Origin of the sequence: uncultured Mobiluncus sp. (genome assembly GCF_963511525.1) — a bacterium.
In the GTDB taxonomy this organism is placed as follows: Bacteria; Actinomycetota; Actinomycetes; order Actinomycetales; family Actinomycetaceae; genus Mobiluncus.
The window spans coordinates 79161-97767 of the sequence record NZ_CAUPIY010000007.1 but is presented as its reverse complement, the minus strand read 5'-3'; the positions used below and the strand labels follow the sequence as shown (position 1 = coordinate 97767).

The following is an 18607-nucleotide window of genomic DNA, read 5'->3' as shown; positions in this document are numbered from 1 at the left end:
TTTGGCGCGGTTAACTATGCTAACGCTCCGGGCGGGGATTGACAAATTGAATGTGCCCCAACTCGGGGTTTAACTTCTGCAGATTTGATGCGCTGCCGCCAGTCCGCTTTCTGGCGTGGCCCGACTATCCCAGGGATTCCAAAGATTCGGGGACGTTCGCGCCAAAGCCTAGTTCGATCAGAGCGCCGCGCAGTTTGTCGCAGCTGGCTTTGATTGCGTCCGCAGAGCCCGCTGCTTTAGCATCGGGATGCAGCACCCGCATGGAATCGGTCGGAATGACATGAATATGCAGGTGGGGGACATCAAAACCGGCGACGACGATCAAGGCGCGCGACACGTTGAACGCATCGCGCCCGGCTTGTCCAATAATCTGAGCCACCTGGGACAGGTGCGCAATCAAAGCCGGGTCGGCGTCCAGATAGTTGTCGACTTCCTCACGCGGCACCACCAGCATATGACCGTCGCTGCGCGGTTCGATGGTGGCGAAAACGACGCACTGCTCATCTTGCCAGACAAAGTTTCCGGGGATTTCGCCGTTGATAATTTTCGTAAATACGCTGGCCATGAGGTGTTCCTTTCGTTCGCAGAAGTCCGGTCGGGCGGCTATTGTGTTTAGCGAGCGCATCAGGTGGGGGCGGATAGCCCTCCCGGTGTCGCTCCGCTTTTATAGTAGGGGAATTTTTGTCTCCCGGGGGGCATGTAGAGTTAAAGCGTGGCAACAAAGAAGAATGCTCAGAGAGGCTCCCGGGCTGGTTTCGAGCCGTGGTCGCGCGCAACGCTAGCTCCGGTGGTGCTGCTACTGGGCAAACAACGGGTTTTCGCCCAGCGCGCTATAGCCAGCTTGCGCGCTGCGGCCCTGGCCAGCGCCGAAAAGGCCGGGGCGATGGAACCCCCGGAAATCACCGAGGTCAACGCCCGGACTTATGAATCGTCCCGCCTGAGCCAACTGACTTCCCCCTCTCTCTTCGGGGGAATGCCGCTGGTTATCGTTCCCGGACTGGAACAGGCCAACGCCGAGTTGCTCCAGGATTTAGAAGCCTACCTGGCTAGCCCTGCGTCGGATGCCTACCTGGTGCTGTGGCACGCGGGAGGAAACCGCGGGAAAAAGGTCTTGGACCTGTGCAAAAAGGGAGCTGCGAAGGTCTATGCCTGCGATGAGCTGCGCTGGCCGGAGGAGAAAGCTCAGTTCCTCCAGGCCGAGGCTGGTCGGTTGGGACGTCCCATCAGCCAGGACGCGGTAGCGGCGCTGGTGGCGGCGCTGGGAGACGAATTCGAGGAATTGCTCTCCGTGACGACCCAGCTGTTGCAAACGGTAGGGGATCCCGCTCAGCCGTTGAGCCTGGCTGAGGTCGATCAGTACCTGCAAGGGCGGGTGGAGGCGACTGGGTTTAATGTCGCCGATGCGGCCGTGACCGGCAATGTTGGCGAAGCGTTGCGCCTGTTGCGCCACGCTTTGGCCACCGGGGTAGCGCCGGTGTTGATTGTTTCGGCGATGGCCACGAAACTCCGCCAGATTTTGACCTCGTTTTCCACCCAGTTGCCTCCCGCGGTGGCGCAGATGGACCTGGTGGACCCGCCTAAGCCTCTGTTCGGACGGATTGCCCAGGGAATCCACGCCGTTGCGCCGCGCTGGGACGATGAGCGGCTGGGCTTAGCCATCCTGGCGGTTGCCCGCGCGGACGAAGCGGTAAAAGGGGCCTCGCGGGATCCCGAATACGCCCTGGAAGCCATGGTCTTGGCGGTGTGCCGATACGCCAGCGGCGTGCGCGAGCCAGTTGGGACGCCACCCACGCGAAGCTGAGTGCCACAATCAACAGCCCGGTCACGCCCGCCGCTGGGTTTTCCAACCAGTCGACTTCCGCTCCCGGTCGACTGGCAAAGAACCTGGCCACGCCGGAAATCCACGCGGCAGCCCACCCGGTAACGTGCGCCGCGCCCTGTTCCAATAACCGCAAAGGCACCGCAATAGCGGCAAATGACGCGGCCGGGAGTCCCGCCACGGCTGCTAGTGCGACCAGTCCCAGACCGCCCACGGTCACTATGGAGGACACCGCCCCGGTCAACAGGTTCGCCGGCAGGGAGTAAACCTGCAGCTTCCCGCGCATGACCAGCATTAGCGGCGCACAAGCCAGCTGTGCACTGAGGGAAACAGCCAGCGGCAGAGCAATCAGGCGCGGCAAAAACCGCGCGCACCAGGCCGCCAAGTAAGGCCCGCCGGTAACGATGGCGCCGGTCGCCACTACCGACAGAGCAAAACCCCAAGAAGTCGCTTGGAACGGCTGCACCAGCAGCATTCCGATGATAGCCGCGGACAGGGAGGACACCGAGCGGGAAGGGCGGGCTATCCCCAGTCCTACCAGCGTCAACGCCCCCATCGCCGCCGCGCGGGTGACGGAGGCGGAACCTTCCAGCATGGCCAGGAAAATTCCCATAATCCCCGCTGCCACTACGACTTGCACTCCGCGGCGTTTCCGAGCGGTCAGTCCCAGCGCCACGGCCAGCACCACGCTGAGATGCATTCCAGACACGGCAGTCAGGTGCGATAAGCCTGCCACCTGCATAGATTCGCAGTCCAGGGGGTCTTGGACGGCGGTCAGCCCCAGGCTCATCGCCATAATCATTCCCGCCGTTGATTCCGAAAGCTCCGCCGTGGCCTCGCGTAGGCGCTGGCGCACCGCATTGACAAACATAAAACGCCCGGTCGGAGGTCCGATAATTTCGGGAGGGGTCGGAGACTTCGCATAGCCCAGGTATTGGGTGGATAGGTCCCGACTGGCCATACCGGTACGCAGACGTACCCACGAACCAAGGGGGATACCGTCCCAACCAGCCCCTTTGACCTGCAACAGGGCTCGGGTGGGGTAGGTGGAGCCGTGCCAAGTCAGGCGGGTCGCTCTCAAGTCAACGCGGTAACTGTTCCTCCTGCTCAGTTTCGGAGTGGAGACGACCTGGGCTTTCACGTCAAAACGGGCGGTCGGTTGAGCGCCAATGACTGCTATGCTATCGCGTGAATCTAGCTCCAGACGCAGCGCCAGCGTCCCAAAAACGATGGCAATGACCAGGGCGGTAATCAGCAGCGTAGCCAGCCCGGAGCCGCGCGGAAACAGGCGATGGCGCCGGCGGGCGGGCGTTTCCGGGTAGCGATTCACCGCGCGGGCGGGCGTTTCCGTAGCGCGTTTCCCCACGCGGATGGGCGTGAGCGTGCCACGCCTGCCCCCACGGGCTTGTGACCGGTGCAACCACCCCAGTGCACCCGCCGCTAGGGCCGCGACCAGGGCGAATCCAACGCTCACCACCAGCGCGACACGCTCCCCGCGGCTTCCCGCCACCAACAGCGCCACCCACAGGCTTACCGCCGGAATTGCCAGGCGCAAATCCAGCGGGGCGGGGCGATAGTCCTGGTCGGTGCGCAGCCGCCGGACAATGAACGCGGTTTCGTCCTGTGCGGTCATCACAAATCCTCACACGCACACGTGGTCGCGCAGGCGCTCCATCAGCGCTGGGCCAATCCCGCTAACTTCGTCTAGCTGATCCACCGAGGCGAACCGCCCGTTGGACTCGCGGTAATCCACAATGCGTTGCGCCAGGGCGGGGCCGATGCCGGAAAGGGTCTGCAGAGCGCCCAGATCCGCCGTGTTCAGGTTCACTTTTTCGCCTTGGCTATCCGCTGACTTTGTGCCCGAGCCCGGTGCGCTACCAGTGTTTCCACCCGCGCTCGGCGGGGGAGTTTCCCCAGGTCGAGCCACATAAATCATTTCTCCGTCCGTGAGAGGACGGGCTAGGTTCAGGGTGCTCAGATCCCCCTCGGGCAGGGCTCCGCCCGCCGCTTCCAGAGCATCGGCTACGCGAGACGGGTCCGCCAGGTGAACCACTCCGGGATGGCTCACCGCTCCGGCCACGTGAACTACGACTTCAGCGCCGTTTGCACCGGGCAGAAACAGGCGCGGGGCGGCCCCCGGCGAGGGCGAAGCACCTGCCTTGCCCGCCGCGGTATTGCCGGCTTTCCCCTCAGCGGCTGCCAGCGCGGCACCCGGGCTCGCGGAACTGCCCGTTTTGGAATCCGTTTTCCCTGTGGCGTCCCCGGATAGCACCCCGGCAGGCGGGGACGCGGGCGGGGCGGCAAACACCTGCCAACCCACTACCAAAAGCCCACTTACCAGCATAAACGCCGCTATTAAAGTCGCTACCCGCGGGCTGGGTGCCAGGCGTAACCGCTGTTCGCGCTCGGCCACGGGCCTGACCTGGAGACTGCTTTCAAAGCCCTGAACCAGGTCCTCAGCCCGCCCCGCCAGGTTACCGCGAGTTGGCGGGTTCCCATCCAAGCCAAAATCGGGGGGCGGCGCAGGACGGCGCGCGGTTCGGTAATCAGGCTCGGCATCGTCCAGATAGCCTACGCCCGCGGCTCTGGCCCGCTCAAAAACACTGGCAGTGAGCCGGTCGCGGTCCGTTTGTCCAAACTTATTTAGCATCCTGACTGCCTCCTCTATCGTGCCGGGAACTGTCCGCCCCTTGCTTGTGAAACTAATCGCGACCCACCGGCGCGGAAAGTCGAAAATGTTTTACCTGTGGAAAACCCGGAATTACCCGCCCCTGTGGAAAACTTTTCGAAAGGCAGTTTTTCGTTGCTATAGCCGGGATAAACTGAAGCAGTGAAAAAACAGAAACCGGATTTAAGCGATTCTGCGGCCGCGGTGCGCCAGCCCCGCTTGGTCGAACGCATCATCGGCGCGGTCATTTTGGCCCTGGCGGTGGTGGTGTTGGTGACTGCCACGACACAGTGGCTTGGTGATACCGCCCGGATTCGCAGCAACGCGGAAGTGAAGAAAATCACCACCGTCGCCCCGTTGAAAGAAGCCTGGACCCTGGCCATGCCCGCGAAAATGAAGGATCCGCGCACGGTACAGGTGTGGGACTACGCCGATTCCCAAGACTCTTTGGCGGCCCAGGACGCCGCTACCGGCGTGACCGCTAAACTGGCTGAAAACGAACAGCTTGTGCTGGTGAAAGGCACTGATGGCAAGGCTCAAACCCAGGCTATTGCGCTGATTGACGAAACGACCGGCACCGCGAAATGGTCGAAAACCTACGATGACCTGCCCCTGGACTATTGCCTGAAACAGCTGTGGCAGAGCTCGATTACCTGCGAATCGGACGCCGCAAAAAAGGTGGTGCGTATCGACCCCAGCGGCAACGTTGCGGTGGGGGACTTGCCGCAGGGTATTTGGGATTTAGCGACCGGCGAACACGTGTTAGGGGCGATTTTTGACCAGTTCCTGGTGGTTCCTATTGCGGTTGCGGAAGGCAATTCGGCCGGGGTGCAGGCGGTGTACGTCACGCCGGACTTTGCGTGGAAAGGCAAGTTCCCGCTCATGGTGCCAAACGCCCAGGCCGCCCAACCTCTGCTGGTGCAAACTCGGGGGTCAGTGACCTTGCTGGGAGTGACGACTTCCAATCAAGACGGGTCTAACCGGCAAAATACCTGGAGCTATTCTCAAATTATCAACATGAAAATCGGTTCTCTCGACACCTCGAAACTGGGGTCTGCCCCCCAGATTTCCATGCTGGAAGCCGGTTTTTTCGCTTCCGCTGACCCGCAAAGCGCCGCTGAGGTGCATTGGCAAATTCACGGTTCTGACGGTGGTGTAGTGGGTGAGGGCAAGTGCCCCTCTGTAGCCGCTCAAGCCCTGCACGACCAACTGCGCGCCGGGCTGCGGCTGGACACTGACAGTGCTATGGCAGTCTTAAAATCTGGGAAAGTTCCCGTGCTGATGCCCAACCGGACGTATTTCTTGGCGGATGGCAGCGATACTTGCGCGTCCTGGCCAGGCTGCGCGGCCAAAACCTGGACCACTGGGGACGGCGTCACCATCAATCTGAAGGCTCCGGGGACCCCGCTGGCTTCTGACGGGTCAAAAGCCGTGTTCACCGAGGGTAACGGCGGGCTGCTGAGCTACGGGGTCGTTGACGGCAAGTTCCTGTGGGAAGGCATCGCCCCGCCCTTGAAAGATGCCGCCACCACCGGCGATACGTTTGTTTTCGGGTCTGGATTGGGTCAGTTGGCGCAGCTGGGTGACCTCAACAAGGGTAGCGCCAAGGCAGTATTGCGTTACCTCACTTTGCCGTAGGGGGTTGTCTCAAGAAGCAACCTGTTTTGCGGTTCCGGGTCAGGGCTGGGGGCGGCAGTCTGCGCGCCATGATAGCGCTGTAACCGCTGTTGCCGAAGCAAATCAACCAGCCAAACAATCAGGAACAATACTCCCTCAAGCAGCACGACTGTGGCTCCTGAAGCCGTGTCGAACCAGTAGGAAATATAGGCCCCCAGCACGACGCAGGATACGGAAAGCAAAGGAGCTATCCATAACATAGCGTTGAACCGGTTTGTGAGCAGTCGGGCAGTTGCGCCAGGGGTAATCACCAGTGCCACGATGAGGATTGCGCCCACTGCCTGCATCGCCACCACGACCGTCAAAGAGAGAGCTACCAGCAGCAGAGTTGCCAACCAGCTTGTAGAGATGCCGATAGTGTGGGCATGAGTCTTGTCGAAGGCGTACAGCACCAAATCCCGCTTTTTGTATAACAACAGCACCAGAGCGAGTGGACTCAATATCAAGACCTGCCACATATCAGCTCTGGTAATACCGAGCATGTCGCCAAACAAAATATGGTGCAAATCAATATGACTGGGGAACAGGCTGATTAAGACCAGGCCGGAGGCAAACATAGTTGTGAATACCACCCCAATAGCTGTGTCTTCCTTGACCCGTCCGCGTCCCCGCACAGCGCCAATCAATCCCACCACCAGCAAAGCTGCCACGAGAGCACCTATTGCAAAAGGTGTTCCCAACAGGTAGGACACGACGATTCCGGGAAGAATTGCGTGGGACAGGGCGTCACCTAACAGTGACCAGCCAATCAGGACCAGCCAGCAGGACAACACGGCGCAAACAGCTGCCGCGACTCCGGTGACGATGATGCCGCGGAGCATAAACTGCTGTGTCCACATTTCGATTAAGATTTCATAAAAATTCACTGTCCACCTCCTGACGTGGTGGGATTTAATCCAAACGCTTTCGCGAGATTCTGCGGGTCCAAGGCTCCAGCAGGATTGCCTTGATAAACCACACGGCGATATAACAAAACCACCTCATCGCAGAGCTTTTCCAAAGAAGCCAAATCGTGGGTTGAAACCACTACAGTGGTCCCTTTTGCAGAGATCTTTCGCAGCAAATCAACGATATTGGTTTCGGAATATTTGTCTACACCGGCAAACGGTTCATCGAGGAGCAGGAGCGGTGCGCCTTGGGCAATTGCGCGCGCGATAAACACCCTTTTCTTTTGACCGCCGCTCAACGCCCCAATTTGGCGCTGTTGCAAATCTTGCAATTCCACCATTTCTAACGCAGCTTGCACCGCCGCCAAGTCTGCAGATTTGGGACGACGGGTCGGTCCCATAAATCCATACCGCCCCATCATGACGACTTGGTTTACGTTAACCGGGAAGTCCCAATCGATTTCCTCGTTTTGTGCAACATAACCAATCAGTCGCTGTTTCCGGGCTTGGTTTGCGTCAATTCCGGTAACTTTAATGCTGCCCTTTTGATACGAAACGCTGTTGGTGATGGCTTTGAACAGCGTCGATTTCCCCGATCCGTTCATCCCTACCAGACCACAAATTTGACCGCGCGGCACGGTTAAACTGGCACCTTCCAGTGCCACATTAGCCCCGTAACGAACATGCAAATCTGAGACTTCTAATATAGGTGGGGCTGAATTTGGGCTGGGTTCAGCTTCAGCCCCACCTGGCTCTATGCGGTTGTCGAGAGTATCACTCATTTCTGAGTCAACCCTTGGGTAATCAGATCTGCGTCGTAGCGCAACAAATCCAGATAGGTCGGAACGTCTCCATCTGCGTCTGACAAGGAATCAACATACAATTCCCCACCAAATTTCGCCCCCGTTGCTTCCACAACGGGTCGCATTTTGTCTCCCACGGTGGACTCGCAGAATACTGCGGGAACGTGGTTTCGCTTCACGTAGTCTTCCACTTCCGCTACGCGAGAGGGAGTGAGGGCTCCTTCTGCATTTACGCCCCACAGGAATTTCTCGTTTAGGTTATAGTCCCGAGTCAGATACGAGAAAGCTCCCTCACAGCTGACTAAAGTGCGTTGTGACGCGTCGAGATGAGAAAGAGTGGAGGTGATGTCCTCGCCGACTTTTTCAATCTTGGCGCCATACTGTTCGGCATTTTCCTGGTACTCGGAGCAGTTCTGGGCATCTAAATCGCAGAAGGCTTTTGCCATATTTTTCACGTAGAGGGCGCCGTTTTTCGGGCTCATCCAAGCGTGGGGATTGGGCTTACCCTTGTAGTCGCCTTCGGTTATCGGAATAGGCTCCACGCCCTGCGAAACATTGACCTTTTTGGCATCCAGGTCGGTGGTAAACTTCGTGAACCAGCGTTCCAAATCCAGCCCGTTATTTAAAATCAGTTTCGCTTTCTGCGCCGACTTTAAGTCCGAGGGCGTGGGTTGATAATCGTGGATTTCCGCCCCAGGTTTGGTGATAGAGCGGACTTCCAGGTGGTCTCCGGCAACATTTTGAGCCATGTCCTGCAACACCGTAAATGTGGTGAGGACCAGGGGTTTGCCTGGTGCGGCTGAATCTGAGCTGGCGCTGGGAGTCCCGCTGCACGCACCGAGAGAGGCTCCCAGGCACAAAATCGCAGCTACAGTCAAGGTTTCTTTAATTTGCTTGTTTTTAATTCTCTTCATGGGCATAGCCTAAGTTAGGTATACCTAACTTTGCAAGCCGGAAACCGTTGAAATCCCGTAATTTAGCGATTTTTTTGTACTGACAAATCCTACAAAACCAGGGATACGAGCTTCGGGGCACGTACGATAACCCGCTTTGGTTCGCGCCCGTCCAACAACTTCACCACGGCCGGTTCCGCCAGGACTTTTGCCTGCAAATCCGCCTCGGAAATCTCGGGGTCCACCGAAACTTTCGCGCGCACCTTACCCGCCACCTGCACCACGCAAGTGACCTCCTCAGCAGCCAACAGCGACTCATCGGTCACGACCGGGAACGCGGCCCGGGCGATACCACCCTGGTGACCCAAACGTTCCCACAGTTCCTCCGCAATGTGCGGAGCGATGGGGGCAACCATCACGACCAGCGCTTCTGCGGCCTCACGCGGCACCCGGGGCAACCCGGTCAAGTGATTGTTCAACACAATCATCTTGGCGATAGCCGTGTTCACGCGCAGATTGTCGTATTCCACAGTGACATCGTGAATGGTGCGAGCCAGCACTTTTGCGGTCGCCAAGTCCGGGGCGTCGTCGCTGACGGTGAGCGCGCCGGTGTTTTCATCGACGATATTGCGCCACAGCCGTTGCAGGAAACGCTGAGAACCGACCACCGCGCGAGTGTCCCACGGGCGGGACATATCCAGCGGTCCCATCGACATCTCGTAGACCCGGAACGTGTCCGCGCCGTAATCCGCACACATCTGATCCGGGGTGACGATGTTCTTTAGCGACTTGCCCATCTTGCCGAACTCGCGGTTGACGGGCTGGCCCTTCCAGGTAAAGCCGTCCTCTTCGCTGCCCTCCACTTCGTCAGCCGGGACGTATTGCCCGCGCGAATCCGTGTAGGCGTAGGCCTCAATCATGCCCTGGTTGAACAGGCGATGGAACGGCTCTGAACTGGACACATACCCCAAATCGTAGAGCACCTTGTGCCAAAAACGTGCGTACAGCAGGTGCAGCACCGCGTGTTCCACGCCACCTACGTACAAATCCGTGCCGCCGCTGAGGTTGCCCGCTTCGGGGCGCGGACCCATCCAGTAGGCTTCGTTGTCGGGGCTCGCAAATGCCGTGGAGTTGTCCGGGTCGGTGTAGCGCAGCTCGTACCAGCACGAGCCCGCCCAGTTCGGCATGGTGTTTTGGTCACGAGTGTAGGTCTGCTTGCCTTCGCCTAGGTCCAGTTCGACGGTCATCCAGTCCGTAGCGCGGCCCAGCGGGGACTCCGGGGTGGAGTGGGCGTCGTCGGGGTCAAAAGTCCGGGGCCGGAAGTCAGACACTTCGGGTAGCTCCAAGGGGAGCATGTCCTCCGGCAGGGCGTGAACCCGCCCGTCAGAGCCGTAAACCACGGGGAAAGGCTCGCCCCAGTAGCGTTGCCGAGAAAACAGCCAGTCACGCAGGCGGTAGGTCACGGTCTTTTCGCCCCGACCGGTTTGCGCCAGCCAGTCACTGATTTTCGCGATAGCCTCGGCCTTGTCCAGCCCGTTCAGGCTGATTTCACTGTTGGCGGAGTTCTCGATGACGCCGTCGCCGGTCCAGGGTTCCTCTTGCACATCCAGGCCGTCCGGGCCGGAAATAGTTTGGATAATGTCCAGGTTGAACTTTTTGGCGAAGGCGTGATCGCGTTCGTCGTGGGCGGGCACGGCCATAATCGCGCCGGTGCCGTACCCCATCAAAACGTAATCCGCCACGAAAATCGGCACCAGGGAACTATTGACCGGGTTTGTCCCAAAAATGCCGGTAAACACGCCGGTCTTTTCGGTGAAGTCGGTTTCCGCAGTCCGCTCGCTGTCGCTCTTTGCGCTGGCTTGCGCCCGGTAGGCCGCCACCGCTTCGCGCGGGGTAGCGTATCCGCCGGTCCACTCCGGTCGGGTCCCCTCCGGCCAAGCATCCGGCACCCGCAACTCCGCGTCCGCACAATCCTCGGCGCCCACCAGCGGGTGCTCGGGGGAAATGACCATGAAAGTCGCGCCGAACAGGGTGTCGGGCCGGGTCGTGAAGACCTGCAGCGTTTGCGGCTGCGGCCCTTGACCGGCCTCGACCTGGAAGTTTACGGTGGCGCCGAAAGACTTGCCGATCCAGTTGTGCTGCATGGTGCGGACCTTGTCGGGCCAGTCAATCGTGGCCAGGTCGGCATCCAGCCGGTCCGCGTAGCGGGTGATGCGCATCATCCACTGGCGCAGTTTCGTCTTAAACACGGGGAAGTTGCCGCGTTCGGAACGCCCCTCGGCGGTGACTTCTTCGTCAGCCAGCACCGTGCCCAAGCCCGGTGCCCAGTTCACCGGCGCGTATGCCACGTAAGCTAGGCGCTCGGCGTCAATGAGTTCCGCCTGTTCCACCGTGGAAAGCTCGGCCCAAGCCCGTCCGTCCGGGGTGGGGCGCGTGCCGTCCTCGTACTGCTTCACAAGGGTGGTAATCGGCCGGGCCGCGCCCTTTCCGGAGCCGTCGCGGCGCGGAGCTTCGGGGTCATACCAGGAGTTGAAAATTTGCAGGAAAATCCACTGGGTCCACTTGAAATAATCCGGGTCGGTCGTGGCGAAAGAGCGCCGCCGGTCGTGAGACAAGCCAATGCGTGCCAGCTGTTTGCTCATGTTGGCGATATTGTCATGCGTGGTGATGGCCGGGTGCTGGCCGGTTTGCAGGGCATATTGCTCGGCGGGCAGGCCGAACGCATCGTAGCCCATGGTGTAGAGCACGTTCTTGCCTTGGGCGCGCTGGTAGCGGGCGACTACGTCGGTGGCGATATAGCCGAGCGGGTGTCCCACGTGCAGACCTTTGCCGGAGGGGTAGGGGAACATATCGAGGATGAAGTATTTTTTGTGTTTTGCCAGGTCGCCGGCCAAGGAGCCGCTGGGGTTATCCGCGTTAAAAGCGCCGGTTTCGTCCCAAATCCGTTGCCATTTTGCTTCCAGGTCCCCCGCCATCTCAGCCGTGTAGCGGTACTGCGGGGTGTCTGGGGTTTCCGGGGTATTTTCAGCCATTATTCCTCTTCTTTCCGACAATCAACGTATCCAGTTTAGACCAGATGATATACGCGACTTAAACCGATTAGTTTGTGCGCTGTTGTGGGCAAAAAGAAAACGTCCACCGAGGTGGACGTTTTCAAACAGCTTAGAGAAACCGGTTACTGCATGGCAGCAACGCGGGTGGCCAGCTTGGACTTGCGCTGAGCCGCCTGGTTCTTGTGGATGACACCCTTGGAAGCTGCCACGTCGAGGTGACGGGTGGCCACCTTCAAGTTGGCCTCGGCTGCGGCCTTATCCCCGGCCTCGATAGCCTCGCGGGTCTTGCGCACCAGTGTCTTTAGCTCGGAGCGCACGGCCAAGTTGCGCTGGCGCGCCTTTTCGTTGGTGCGAATCCGCTTTATCTGAGACTTAATATTTGCCAATGTTCTTCCCTCAAAAGTATTGATTTTCGCCGGTTTTGGCGACACACAAGGAAATATCCTACGCCATTTTGCGCCTTATTCGCAAATCGGCTGTGAGAACGATGAGCTAACGGATTCAGGCTACGTCCCACGTTCGTGATGCCGCTCATCACCTAGATGATTTGTGCTGGTTTTCGGTGTCTGCACACCGATACGGGACACGTTCACGAGGGCGTTTCTTGATTGGTTTCAAAAATAACTGCGGCGATGCGGGTGTCATCGTTCGCGATGAACAGTGCTTGTTCTGCCTGAGGAAACAGCGAGTTCGGAAGTCCCACAGTTTGGAGCCCCACACCTGAATCACAGGCCCCGATTTCCGCTAGCCGACGTAATTCGCTGTCGTGCCGAAGCCAAATAGAAACCGGGGAGGGCGAGTCTTGTGCACACCGAAAAGCAATCTGGCGATAAGAGGACTCCTCCTTGACAGGCTTCAAATCCAGGTGCTTATCCGAACGGAATGATGCCTGCGCGAGGAATTGGGTAGGCATCCAACTTTCTTGAACCTCCTGTTTAATGTCGGAAATGGACAGCTTGGGAGCCGCCGCCTCACTCGGAGCAGAATCGCGCTGGGAACACCCCGACAAAACAAACGGCAAAGCAAGGACTAATAAAATCGCGATAAATGGTTTGAAAGACAGCTTTGACATGGATTCCCCCTAGACTTTGAGTTTCGCGGGTGTACTGCCCGACATAGGTTAACGAGTGGTGTAGATGCGGGATATATCCTGGCTGGCGTGATAAAACCGGCGTTCCCGTGGCGCGGGGAACCCCCGGTGACCTGCAGCTAAGAAGTGGCTAACGCGTCCTGGTCAGCGAACAATCTCTGCGGCGAGATTAGAGATGTTTCAAGGTAACAGATTCCGTGTCTCTGCGCAATAGTCCAGCAGTCCCAAATTATTCCTGACCGGAGGAACGCCGCACCGGGCAATAACCAGGACGATTGCCAAAACTCGTACGCGAAGATCCTCCGGTGAACTTCGCGGCGGGGGATCCAGCCCCTTACAGCCCGCTAAAGATTGGGCAAACGGGGGAAAAATGACAAAATGGAATGTCTAGCGAGAAAGATAAGGAAGTCCATGCCCATTCCTGGTGATGCCCTGTTACAGTCGATTGCGCCCGCCGCCACCGACCCGTCCCTGATACGTAACTTTTCGATTATCGCCCACATCGACCACGGTAAGTCGACGCTGGCGGATCGGATGCTGCAGCTAACCGGGGTCGTCTCGGACCGTGAGATGCGTGCCCAATACCTGGACCGGATGGACATTGAACGCGAACGCGGCATCACCATCAAATCCCAAGCCGTGCGGATGCCCTGGCAGGTTGGCGACAAAGCCTACGCCCTAAATATGATTGACACCCCTGGTCACGTGGACTTTACCTATGAAGTCTCACGTTCCCTGGCGGCTTGTGAAGGGGCGGTCCTGCTGGTGGACGCTTCCCAAGGCATCGAGGCGCAAACCCTGGCGAACCTGTACTTGGCCTTGGAAGGGGACTTGACCATTATCCCGGTGCTGAACAAGATTGACTTGCCCGGCGCGATGCCGGAAAAGCACGCCGAAGAACTGGCGAACCTCATCGGGTGCCAGCCCGAGGACTGCTTGCGAGTCTCGGGCAAGACCGGTGAGGGCGTGCAGGCCCTGCTGGACGAAATCGTCTCCCAAGTGCCGCCCCCCGCCGGACAACCCGACGCCCCGACCCGCGCACTCATTTTTGACTCGGTTTATGACACGTATCGTGGGGTCGTGACCTACGTGCGCGTCATGGACGGCTCGCTCACAGCCCGCCAGAAAATCAACATGATGTCCACCGGCACCACCCACGAACTGCTGGAACTGGGCGTCATCAGCCCCGATCCGATTCCCACGAAAGGTATCGGGGCGGGTGAAGTCGGCTACCTCATTACCGGGGTGAAGGACGTGCGCCAATCTCGCGTGGGCGACACCGTCACTTCTGCGGAAAAGGGCGCTAGCGAACCTTTGCCGGGCTACCGCGACCCGATGCCGATGGTGTTTTCGGGACTGTACCCGATTGACGGGACCGATTTCCCGGTGTTGCGTGACGCGCTGGACAAGCTGAAACTCAATGATGCGTCCCTGACTTTTGAGCCGGAATCATCGGCCGCCCTGGGGTCGGGTTTCCGTTGCGGTTTCTTGGGTTTGCTGCATCTCGAGATTATTCGCGAGCGTCTGGAACGCGAGTTCGACCTGGTGCTGATTTCCACCGCCCCGAACGTGGAATACGTGGTGGTGGCGGAAGACGGCACGGAAACTCACGTCATGAACCCTTCTGAGTTCCCCGAAGGTAAGGTCAAGGAGGTGCGCGAGCCGGTGGTGGCGGCGACCATCCTGACCCCCTCGGACTTTGTCGGTCCGGTCATGGAACTTTGCCAAGATCGGCGCGGCGCCATGAAGAATATGGAGTACTTGAGCTCGGATCGGGTGGAACTGCACTACACTCTGCCCTTGGGCGAGATTGTTTACGACTTCTTTGATCAGCTGAAGTCCCGCACCAAGGGCTACGCCTCGCTGGACTACCACCTGGACGGAATGGCTCCGGCCGACCTGGTGCGAGTGGACATTTTGCTGAACGGGGAACAGGTTGACGCGTTTTCCGCCATCGTTCACAAGGACAATGCCTACAGTTACGGGACCGCGATGGCGACGAAACTGCGCAAACTCATCCCGCGCCAACAGTTCGAGGTGCCTATCCAGGCAGCTATCGGCACTCGCATCATCGCCCGGGAAAATATCCGGGCGCTGCGCAAAGACATGCTCGCCAAGTGCTACGGCGGCGACATCAGCCGGAAACGCAAACTGTTGGAAAAGCAAAAGGCCGGCAAGAAACGCATGAAAGCCATCGGGCGGGTCGAGGTTCCCCAGGAGGCTTTCATCGCCGCGCTATCCAACGAGGAGCCGAAAAAGTAATGGGCAAAACGATTCGAGCCGACGCCCAGTCCGGCGGGGACGACGAAACCCCTGACCGCCAGCGGCCTTACCCGCGGGTCAGAACTTTTGCCCGGCGCGGGGATCGCATGGGCCAAACTCTGGAAAAGACCTTTGAAAAGTACAAAGACGCCTACCTGTTGGACGTGAAACGCGGGGCGGGGCCGACCATGGTGGCCGAGGGGGAGCGCCTGGACCCCCGTGTCGTGTTTGGCCGCGAGGCTCCGCTCATTGTCGAAGTCGGCTGCGGTAACGGCGAGCAAATCACCCACGCTGCCGCGCTGCACCCGGAGAACAACTACTTGGGATTTGAAGTGTGGCTGCCGGGGGTGGCGAAAATCGTCTCCTCCGCCGTGCGCAACTACGACGGCTTGCCCAATCTGAAAGTTGCGGACGTCGATGTCCTGCAAGCCCTGCCCATTCTGCTCGGTGAGGCGACGGTACACGAAATGTGGACGTTTTTCGCTGACCCGTGGCCGAAAACTCGCCATCACAAGCGGCGTCTGGTGGCACCAGAGTTTGCGGCCATTGTCGCCCGGCTGCTGGAAGACGGGGGGCGGTGGCGCCTGGCGACTGATTGGGACGACTACGCTTGGCAGCAGCGTGACGTGGTTGAGTCCACCCTCGGGTTGTCCAATCCGCACGTTGGCCAGCGTCCCGACGCAAACGATCCACAAGGCCAGCGCGGCGGTTTCGCGCCGCGTTTCGACGGTCGGGTGTTGACGGCGTTCGAGCGCAGGGCGGCTCGTGAGGGCCGTGACGTGCATGATTTGTGTGTGGTGCGCCTGGCGCGCGGCTCAGCGGAAGAACGTGAACAGGCGGCGTCGTTCCAGGTGACGGTCCGTTTGGGGCGGGTTAGCGCCACGGAGAAGCCCGCCGAGTCTGGATTTGCGCCCAGCGAGCCGTGGTACGGGGCGGACGAAGCCTGATGAGTTCGCCGCGCACGCTCTGCGCCTACGTGCATGTGCCGTACTGTCTGCGGCGTTGCGGCTACTGCGATTTCAATACGTACCCGAATCTGTCGCTGGGGCCTGGTGTGGAGGGCTACGCCGCGGCGTTGCTCCGTGAAGTCGGCCTGTACGCGCCTGATTGTTCCGGTGCTGAGGCGGTGTGCCAGGACGGGGGTCACAAGGGTGGTCGTCACGAGGGTGGTGTCGGTGGCGTTGGTCCCGGTGACGCTGGTGCTGTTCACCAGGACGGCCGGGCGCTGACCAGCGTGTTCTTCGGCGGTGGGACCCCAACGGTCTTACCGGCGGCCGATTTGGTCCGAGTCTTGCGTGGCCTGAGCGAAACTTTCGGGCTGGCGACCGATGTGGAAGTCACGACCGAGGCAAACCCCGACACGGTGACGCCGCAGTATTTGGAATCCCTGGCGGCGGGCGGTTTTACGCGGGTGTCTTTTGGAATGCAGTCGGCCATTCCCGCCGTGTTAGCGACTCTGGACCGGACGCACCAGCAAAAGCACCTGGTAGCAGGCGTGCGGGCGGCGCGCGCGCAAGGACTCGAGGTCAGCGTGGACCTCATCTATGGCACGCCGGGAGAGACCTTGGCTGATTGGCGGGCCTCCCTGGATGCCGCGCTGGAACTTGGGGTGGACCACGTGTCCTGCTACGCCCTGGTCATCGAGCCGGGGACCGCGCTGGGACGCGCCCTCGCGCAAGGGGAAATTGCTCCGGTGGATCCCGACGACCAAGCGGATAAATACGAGCTGGCTGATGAGACGCTCAGTGCGGCGGGCCTGGAATGGTACGAGATTTCCAACTGGGCGCGCCCCGGCCACGAATGCCGTCACAACCTGGCCTATTGGCGTGACCAAGATTGGTACGGTTTCGGGCCCGGCGCCCACTCTCACTTGGGTAGCGCGCGGTTTTGGAACCTGCGCCATCCCGCGAAGTGGGCGCAGTCCCTGCGGGCGGGCCACCGGCCTGTTGACGGCCAGGAAATCATCACCGGCGAAAGCGCCCGCCTGGAAAAACTCCTGCTGAATCTGCGCCTGCGTCAGGGCCTGGATTTGGGCGAATATGCCCGCGAATTCGGGGTTGACGCGGCGGCGTTGCTCTCCGAGGCGCACGAGTTAGCTCAGGAGGGCTTGCTGGACGGCGCGTTGCTGCCCGGTGCTGACTCGCTGCCGGACTGTGATTTGGTGCAAAAGGGCGGTTCGCTGCCGGTCGGACAGCTTTCGCGAGGGGACGGGCTGCCGCAGGCGGACGGGCTGCCGCGGGGGGACGAGCTTTTGTACCAGGACGGGTCGGCCCTCGATGCTCTGACCAGCGGCGCGGGTCGGGCGGTGCTGACCCGAAGTGGCCGCCTGCTGGCCGACACGGTCATTCAACGCCTGGCGGGGGTGTCATAGAGGGGTCCAGTCTGCGAACGTCCGCGACACACCGCAGCCGAACTTCCCACTTACTTCCCACTTAACTTCCCCAAGTGTTATGTTAAGTGGGAAGTTCGGGTTAAGCACCAGGCGCAAAGGGGCGCCAAAGGCCGGTTGACGTGGTCTTATAGTGTCTGGCAGGGCGCGTCCGCCCGAACATCCTCGCCGCGTCCGGCGAAAAACTCTGGATAAAACTAGCGAAAAACTCTGTATGGCGAGGTCACGTGCACTCGGGCGGATGGGGTGATGGTCGTTCCGCTTGCGGCCCTGCGAAACTAAGCCCCGCGTGGTGGTGAGACTTGGCACAAATTCATGAGTGAATTAGTAGTGCATTAGTTGTATAATAGTGTGCGAGGTGAGTGCAATGGCTACAGCAAATGTGACGATTCGGATGGACGCGGAGTTGAAAGCGGCGATGGAAGAACTTTGCCGCGATCTGGGAATGAACATGACCACTGCATTTACGATTTTCGCAAAGAAAGCGACCGGGGAAAATCGCATCCCGTTTGAGGTTTCACGTCCCGATCCGTTTTATAGCGAGTCGAACCTGCGTAATTTGCGCGATGCAAAGTCTGCGCTGGATGCCGGTGAAGGCGTGGAACACAACTTGATTGAGGAGTGAAGTGCGTCTCGTTTGGTTTGAAGGGGCTTGGGAAGATTACCTGTATTGGCAAACACAAGACAGGAAGACATTACGCCGAATCAATAAGCTGGTGAAGGATACTCAGCGGGATCCACGTTCTGGATTGGGCAAATCCGAGCCGCTCAAGGGGGAGTTGTCGGGGTGTTTTAGTCGGCGTATAGATGAAGAAAACCGGCTAGTCTATCGTCTTAGAGGGGATACTTTAGAGATTCTGCAGTGCCGAGGACACTACCATGACTAGAGTCTTCGGGTGGGGATTGGAAATGTCACGTGCACTCGGGCGGACGGGGTTATGGTCGTTCCGCTTGCGGCCCTGCGAAACTAAGCCCCGCGCGGTGGAGAGCGGGGCTGCGGGCAGGATTTGTTCGGACATGGCGGTCAAGGTTTGGTAAAGCAAAAACCAGATTTGCCCGTTTGTGG

Annotated in this window: 15 protein-coding genes and 1 pseudogene; 7 read left to right on the top strand and 9 right to left on the bottom strand. The window is 59.6% G+C overall.

What is annotated here, in order from left to right:
* Window positions 1–124 precede the first annotated feature (124 nt).
* Window positions 125–565: an HIT family protein gene (locus tag RQ935_RS06645; RefSeq protein ID WP_282921185.1), complete on the bottom strand. Its 441-nt coding sequence runs from the start codon at window positions 563–565 to the stop codon at window positions 125–127.
* A gap of 147 nt (window positions 566–712) precedes the next feature.
* Here RQ935_RS06645 and holA point away from each other — a divergent pair, with 147 nt between their 5' ends.
* On the top strand, window positions 713–1801 hold the full coding sequence (gene holA / locus RQ935_RS06640; RefSeq protein WP_311497703.1) for a DNA polymerase III subunit delta: 1089 nt from the start codon (window positions 713–715) through the stop codon (window positions 1799–1801).
* Between the two features lie 43 nt (window positions 1802–1844).
* On the opposite strand, the pseudogene RQ935_RS06635 reads toward holA, so the two are convergent.
* Window positions 1845–2519: pseudogene (locus RQ935_RS06635) on the bottom strand (ComEC/Rec2 family competence protein); the annotation flags it as partial.
* 942 nt (window positions 2520–3461) lie between these two features.
* Window positions 3462–4469, bottom strand: coding sequence for a ComEA family DNA-binding protein (locus RQ935_RS06630; RefSeq protein WP_311497702.1), 1008 nt, complete (start codon window positions 4467–4469; stop codon window positions 3462–3464).
* A 180-nt stretch (window positions 4470–4649) separates the two neighbouring features.
* Here RQ935_RS06630 and RQ935_RS06625 point away from each other — a divergent pair, with 180 nt between their 5' ends.
* Window positions 4650–6125 carry a hypothetical protein gene (locus RQ935_RS06625; protein ID WP_311497701.1) on the top strand — a complete coding sequence of 492 codons (1476 nt, stop codon included), beginning with the start codon at window positions 4650–4652 and terminating at the stop codon, window positions 6123–6125.
* Here the strand turns inward: RQ935_RS06625 and RQ935_RS06620 are convergent.
* From RQ935_RS06620 to RQ935_RS06595, 6 genes are all read right to left on the bottom strand, one after another.
* Entirely contained in the window at window positions 6107–7030 is a 924-nt protein-coding gene (locus RQ935_RS06620) for a metal ABC transporter permease (RefSeq protein WP_311497700.1), read from the bottom strand. The genes RQ935_RS06625 and RQ935_RS06620 overlap by 19 nt on opposite strands.
* On the bottom strand, window positions 7027–7833 hold the full coding sequence (locus RQ935_RS06615; RefSeq protein ID WP_311497699.1) for a metal ABC transporter ATP-binding protein: 807 nt from the start codon (window positions 7831–7833) through the stop codon (window positions 7027–7029). Before RQ935_RS06615 ends, RQ935_RS06620 begins: the two co-directional genes overlap by 4 nt.
* A complete protein-coding gene (locus tag RQ935_RS06610) occupies window positions 7830–8768 on the bottom strand; it encodes a metal ABC transporter substrate-binding protein (RefSeq protein ID WP_311497698.1) in 939 nt (312 codons plus the stop codon). Before RQ935_RS06610 ends, RQ935_RS06615 begins: the two co-directional genes overlap by 4 nt.
* A gap of 89 nt (window positions 8769–8857) precedes the next feature.
* On the bottom strand, window positions 8858–11779 hold the full coding sequence (locus tag RQ935_RS06605) for a class I tRNA ligase family protein (protein ID WP_311497697.1): 2922 nt from the start codon (window positions 11777–11779) through the stop codon (window positions 8858–8860).
* A 143-nt stretch (window positions 11780–11922) separates the two neighbouring features.
* Entirely contained in the window at window positions 11923–12186 is a 264-nt protein-coding gene (rpsT, locus tag RQ935_RS06600; protein WP_295027654.1) for a 30S ribosomal protein S20, read from the bottom strand.
* Between the two features lie 203 nt (window positions 12187–12389).
* Window positions 12390–12872: a hypothetical protein gene (locus RQ935_RS06595; protein ID WP_311497696.1), complete on the bottom strand. Its 483-nt coding sequence runs from the start codon at window positions 12870–12872 to the stop codon at window positions 12390–12392.
* A 429-nt stretch (window positions 12873–13301) separates the two neighbouring features.
* On the opposite strand from RQ935_RS06595, the gene lepA reads away from it, so the two are divergent.
* The 5 genes from lepA (at window position 13302) to RQ935_RS06570 (ending at window position 18428) form a co-directional block, all read left to right on the top strand.
* Window positions 13302–15152, top strand: coding sequence for a translation elongation factor 4 (gene lepA / locus RQ935_RS06590; protein ID WP_311497695.1), 1851 nt, complete (start codon window positions 13302–13304; stop codon window positions 15150–15152).
* Window positions 15152–16099 carry a tRNA (guanosine(46)-N7)-methyltransferase TrmB gene (trmB, locus tag RQ935_RS06585; RefSeq protein ID WP_311497694.1) on the top strand — a complete coding sequence of 316 codons (948 nt, stop codon included), beginning with the start codon at window positions 15152–15154 and terminating at the stop codon, window positions 16097–16099. The genes lepA and trmB overlap by 1 nt, the downstream gene beginning before the upstream one ends.
* On the top strand, window positions 16099–17523 hold the full coding sequence (gene hemW, locus RQ935_RS06580; RefSeq protein ID WP_311497693.1) for a radical SAM family heme chaperone HemW: 1425 nt from the start codon (window positions 16099–16101) through the stop codon (window positions 17521–17523). The genes trmB and hemW overlap by 1 nt, the downstream gene beginning before the upstream one ends.
* A gap of 385 nt (window positions 17524–17908) precedes the next feature.
* Window positions 17909–18166, top strand: a complete 258-nt coding sequence (locus RQ935_RS06575) for a type II toxin-antitoxin system RelB/DinJ family antitoxin (protein WP_311497692.1) — start codon at window positions 17909–17911, stop codon at window positions 18164–18166.
* 1 nt (window position 18167) lies between these two features.
* Entirely contained in the window at window positions 18168–18428 is a 261-nt protein-coding gene (locus RQ935_RS06570; RefSeq protein WP_311497691.1) for a Txe/YoeB family addiction module toxin, read from the top strand.
* Window positions 18429–18607: the final 179 nt, after the last annotated feature.